The organism is Microcystis sp. M179S2, from assembly GCF_020245805.1.
Lineage (GTDB): Bacteria > Cyanobacteriota > Cyanobacteriia > Cyanobacteriales > Microcystaceae > Microcystis > Microcystis aeruginosa.
Genome location: NZ_JADBUE010000345.1, coordinates 1 through 4,869 on the forward strand (window position 1 = coordinate 1; position 4,869 = coordinate 4,869).

The 4,869-nt window shown below is 47.1% G+C and carries 3 protein-coding genes and 1 pseudogene; all 4 read left to right on the forward strand.

Annotated features, from left to right (window positions below; genetic code table 11):
• Window positions 1–382: 382 nt before the first annotated feature.
• Window positions 383–1,384, forward strand: coding sequence for a circadian clock protein LdpA (ldpA, locus tag IM500_RS21720; protein WP_190722956.1), 1,002 nt, complete (start codon window positions 383–385; stop codon window positions 1,382–1,384).
• A gap of 117 nt (window positions 1,385–1,501) precedes the next feature.
• On the forward strand, window positions 1,502–3,247 hold the full coding sequence (locus IM500_RS21725) for a R3H domain-containing nucleic acid-binding protein (protein ID WP_199328862.1): 1,746 nt from the start codon (window positions 1,502–1,504) through the stop codon (window positions 3,245–3,247).
• Between the two features lie 11 nt (window positions 3,248–3,258).
• Window positions 3,259–3,522, forward strand: a complete 264-nt coding sequence (locus tag IM500_RS21730) for a hypothetical protein (protein WP_242034703.1) — start codon at window positions 3,259–3,261, stop codon at window positions 3,520–3,522.
• Window positions 3,523–3,895: 373 nt separating this feature from the next.
• A pseudogene (locus IM500_RS21735) lies at window positions 3,896–4,732 on the forward strand (RNA-guided endonuclease InsQ/TnpB family protein); the annotation flags it as partial.
• Between the last annotated feature and the right edge of the window lie 137 nt (window positions 4,733–4,869).

Sequence of the window (4,869 nt, forward strand, 5' to 3'; positions counted from 1 at the left end):
ATCCTTACTTTTGCCGTTTTTGAAGCCTCAAAAACGGCAAAAAATTAAGGGCTGGCAGAATAAACCTAACAACCATGCTGGAGAAGACTTTTAGACTTTTTTGAAATCCAAAAGTACCAGATATGGGAGTGATCAGGGGTAAATTCCGGGACTTTTTCCCTGAAAATTAGGTAATTGACCCCCTCAAAATCGGTAAAACCCCACACCCCACACCCCCCACCCTACACCCTACACCCTACACCCTACACCCTACACCCTGCCCCTAGGAAAAACTTTTTCAGCAGACCCTAATTATGCAAGAGTTCTAGTCTTTAGTCAGAAGATTTACTATCAGAGCAGCACAAGGCTGACGTTTAGGGGCTGGCTGCGATAGGATAAAAAAGTGCTAGATAAAAACTCCTCTCCCTTCTGGTCTTTAGTTGCAGGTCACTGGTTCAAGCTCATCTGTGGAGCTAGTTACCAGGATTTGCCCACGATTCGCAACCTCGCTTTGACCTATACTATCGCCGGGGCCGATTGTATTGATGTGGCCGCCGACCGGGCTGTGATTGTTGCGGCCCGCGAAGGCATCGAAACTGCCGAAAAAATCGCCGGATTCCCCCCAAATCGACGACCTTGGTTAATGGTCAGTCTCAATGACGGGGAAGATCCCCACTTTCGTAAAGCTATCTTTAACCCGCAACTCTGTCCGGTCGATTGTCCCCGTCCCTGCGAAAAAATCTGTCCCGCTTATGCTATCGATAGGGGAGGAGTGATCGAACAGCGCTGTTATGGTTGCGGTCGCTGCTTACCCGTTTGTCCCCGGCACATAATCGAGACAAAATCCCGTGTCTGTCAACCCCAAGAAATTATCCCCTTAATGATCGAAATGGGAGTCGATGCGATCGAAATTCATACCCAAGTCGGTCATGGAGATGAATTTGCTCGACTCTGGCCAGCGATCGCAACTGTCAGTAAAAACCTAAAAATCCTGGCCATAAGTTGCCAAGATCATGAATATATCATTGATTACCTCCACTATCTGCGAGAAACTATTTCACCCCTAAGCTGTCCTCTGATTTGGCAGACGGACGGCCGACCGATGAGCGGCGATATCGGCAAAGGAACCACCCACCCAGCCATTAATATGGCCAAAAAAGTCCTCTGTGCCAATCTAACTGGATTTGTGCAGTTAGCCGGGGGAACCAATGACCACACCGTGACCAAATTACAGCAACTGGGACTGAGAGAAAAAATCGCTGGTATTGCCTATGGAAGTTACGCCCGTTCATTGATTTTGCCAATTTTAGAGCATTTAGACCAGCCTAACCTTGAAAATGACCCCCAAGCCCACCAAGAAGCCGTTAAAGCCGCTTCTATTCTCGTTGCTCAATTGAAAGCCTAGCCTTGGTCAAAAAACTATAATATTTTTTTAATTGACAACTAACCCCTAAATGTGTTAGACCCCAAGAAAATCTTGGCAATAAAAACAGCCAATTATCGCCAAAACCTTTTACTATTAATGCCAGAAACCCTACCCTCCTCTCGGATGCCAGTTACCGACGATTTAAACAAACTCTTGGCAATTCTACCTGCGCGGATTCGCGGCAAAATCGAGGAACACCCGCGGCAGCATCAACTGATCGAAGTAGTTATGGATTTGGGACGCATACCAGAAGCGCGTTTTCCCGATGGGGCGATCGATCTGGGGGACGAACCGATCTCAAAAGAAGAAATCCAGTATTCGATCGCCCGGGTGGGCAGTTTTAGCGGCGATAATCGCGCCGGGATTGAACGCACCCTGCACCGCATCAGTGCCATTCGCAATCGAGACGGGGAAATTATCGGTTTAACCTGTCGTATCGGTCGGGCCGTTTTCGGTACGATCACCCTGATTAACGACCTAGTGGAAACGGGTAAATCCCTGCTGCTGCTCGGTCGTCCGGGGGTAGGGAAAACCACCGCTCTCCGGGAAATAGCCCGAGTTTTAGCCGACGACCTCAATAAACGGGTAGTGATTATCGACACCTCCAACGAAATCGCCGGGGATGGAGATATTCCCCATCCGGCCATCGGTCGCGCTCGTCGGATGCAGGTGTCCCGTCCGGAATTGCAGCATCAAGTCATGATCGAAGCGGTGGAAAACCATATGCCGGAGGTGATCGTGATCGATGAGATCGGTACGGAATTAGAAGCTCTGGCCGCTCGCACGATCGCCGAACGCGGGGTGCAGTTAGTGGGAACCGCCCACGGCAATCAATTGGAAAATTTAATTAAAAATCCGACTTTATCGGATTTAGTCGGGGGAATTCAGGCAGTAACTCTCGGAGACGAAGAAGCGCGCCGCCGGGGTTCCCAAAAAACCGTTTTAGAACGCAAAGCACCGCCCACCTTTGACATTGCCATCGAAATGTTGGAACGTCAGCGCTGGGTCATCCACGAAGACGTATCCACCACTATCGACCAACTGCTGCGGGGACGGGAAGCAATTGCCCAAATCCGTTGGGTAGATGAGGAGGGAAAAGTACAGGTCACTCAGGAAGAACCAAAACCGGAAAACCTCACCCCTTTGCACCGCAATTATCTGCCGGAAATGGATAAACCCAAGGGATGGCGGGCCGATGGCCGAATGACTCCCGTGGCCCGTTTCGGTGCAGGCGGACTCAACCGGGAAAACGATTTCGATCGCCTCCTCGAACAATCCTGGCTGCAGGAAGAACCGGAAACGGAAAAAATCCGCGTCCCCGGTCCCAATGGCGAAGATTGGCCAGTTTATGTCTATCCCTACGGAGTCAGTCGCGCCCCGATCGAACAGGTAGTACAGGCCCTAGATTTGCCGATCGTTTTGACCAAAAATTTACAGGAGGCCGACGCAGTGCTGGCCCTGCGTTCCCACGTTAAAAATCAGTCAAAATTGCGGCAAATTGCCAAAGTACGACAAATTCCCATCCACGGCATCAAATCCAATACCCTACCCCAAATTTCTCGCGGTTTAAAGCGGATTTTGGGCATTGATGACCCGATGAATCAGGAAGGTGCGGATCTGCGTTTATTTGCCCGCAGCGGTAGCGATGACGAGATCGAAGCTTTGGAGGAGGCCCGGTTAGCGGTGGAACAAATCGTTATCCCTACCGGCCAACCGGTGGAGTTACTGCCGCGATCGGCGAAAGTGCGGAAAATGCAACACGAATTAGTGGAACATTACCGTCTCCAATCCGATAGCTTCGGAGAGGAACCGAATCGCCGTATTCGCATCTATCCAGCTTAGGAGTCGGGAATTTGAAGCGACGCACGCTAATTATTATGGGTACGGGGGCGGTGAGCGGTGCGGTGGCCGTCCTGATTATCCATCGTCCCCAATCGGCGGCGGAATTGCGCGCCAAAATGCCCCTGGCCGAAAGAATTAAGCTCTGTCTCGATCTGGCTAAGATTAAACTAGCCACCAGGATCGACTATCTCGATAGTTATGCCCGTCGGGGAATTCTCTATCTAAATGGAGCAAGAGGACTCCCGTTAAATTTCTCCTTAATTAGGGCTGGCTGAATAAATGTGAAATGTAGGTATGGTAAGGGTTTTGTGGCTTTTCTTGCTCCCACAGGTGCAAGATTTTGAGAGAATCGTGCTTCAAAACCTGGCGTCTTCATCGGCCCGCCTCCTGTAGGGCCGCAGCATTCGGATAGAAAATCTACGGTTTCACCGATAGGTTATTGCCCGAATGCTTCGCCCCTACTTTTTCAGCAGACCCTAATTAAACATATACCAGAAATTAACGTAACGATGAATTGCCACCAGAATCTAAACTAACGCGACAGCGTTTCCTTATTGGGAAAGGCTTGATTCTTAAGGTATGTATGAGCTTGACATATTTAAGCGGTAAGTCTTATACTAAAAAAATAACACAGATGGGGTCAGGCTGATGTTAAATGTTTTAAAAGTGAGAATATACCCAAACAAAGAACAAGAACTAGCCTTAACTAAAAACTTTGGTTGCGTTCGTTTTGTTGGGAATTACTACTTAAATAAAACTAACAATCAGTACCTAGAGACGGGGAAAGGAATGACCTACTGTCCCATGGCAAAAGACCTTACCCAACTCAAGAAACAACCTAATTTTGAATGGTTAGCTGAGGCTACTGCCGCCACCTTGCAGCAATCATTGAAAAACTTAGAATCTGCTTTTAAGAACTTCTTCTCAAAAAGAACAAAATTCCCTAAGTTTAAAAGTAGGCACAAAAAACAATCAATCCGTTATCCTGAAAGTTGTTCAATTAGAAATAAGGGAATTAAGCTACCTAAATTAGGAGTTGTAAAAGCTAAGATTTCTCAAGTGATAAACGGCCAGATTAAATCCGTAACTGTTTCTCAAACCAGTACAGATAAATATTTTGCTGCCATCTTGTTTGAGATGGATGACTCAACAACCATTGAAAAACTAAAAATATCAGGGATAGACCTAGGTTTATCTTCTTTGGTTACGGTTTTTGATGGTGAAACAACCTACAAGGTTGACCCAATCAAACCTACCAGAAAATATGCTAAACGTTTAAAGCGGAGACAACAAGCATTGTCTCGTAAAGTCAAGGGGTCTAATAATCGCCAAAAAGCCATTAAGGAGGTAGCCAAGGTTCACGAAAAGATAGCAAATACTAGACAAGATTTTCTTCATAAACTCTCCAGAAAGTTGTGCGATAAAAACCAAATCGTTGTAGCCGAGAATCTGAATATTACAGGGTTAGCAAGGACTAAATTAGCTGACAGGGGGACAAGCCAGCTGAAAAGCTTATGTAGCATGGAATACAGACACAGACTCCCAAAAAAGATAAGTCATATTTACCATATATGACCTAAATAACGAAAATGATAAGTGAACTATACCAGAAAGTGTTAGAA

Coding starts and splice junctions, on each gene's coding strand:
- IM500_RS21725 (WP_199328862.1), top strand. CDS start 1,502: ATGCCAGAAACCCTACCCTCCTCTCGGATGCCAGTTACCGACGATTTA.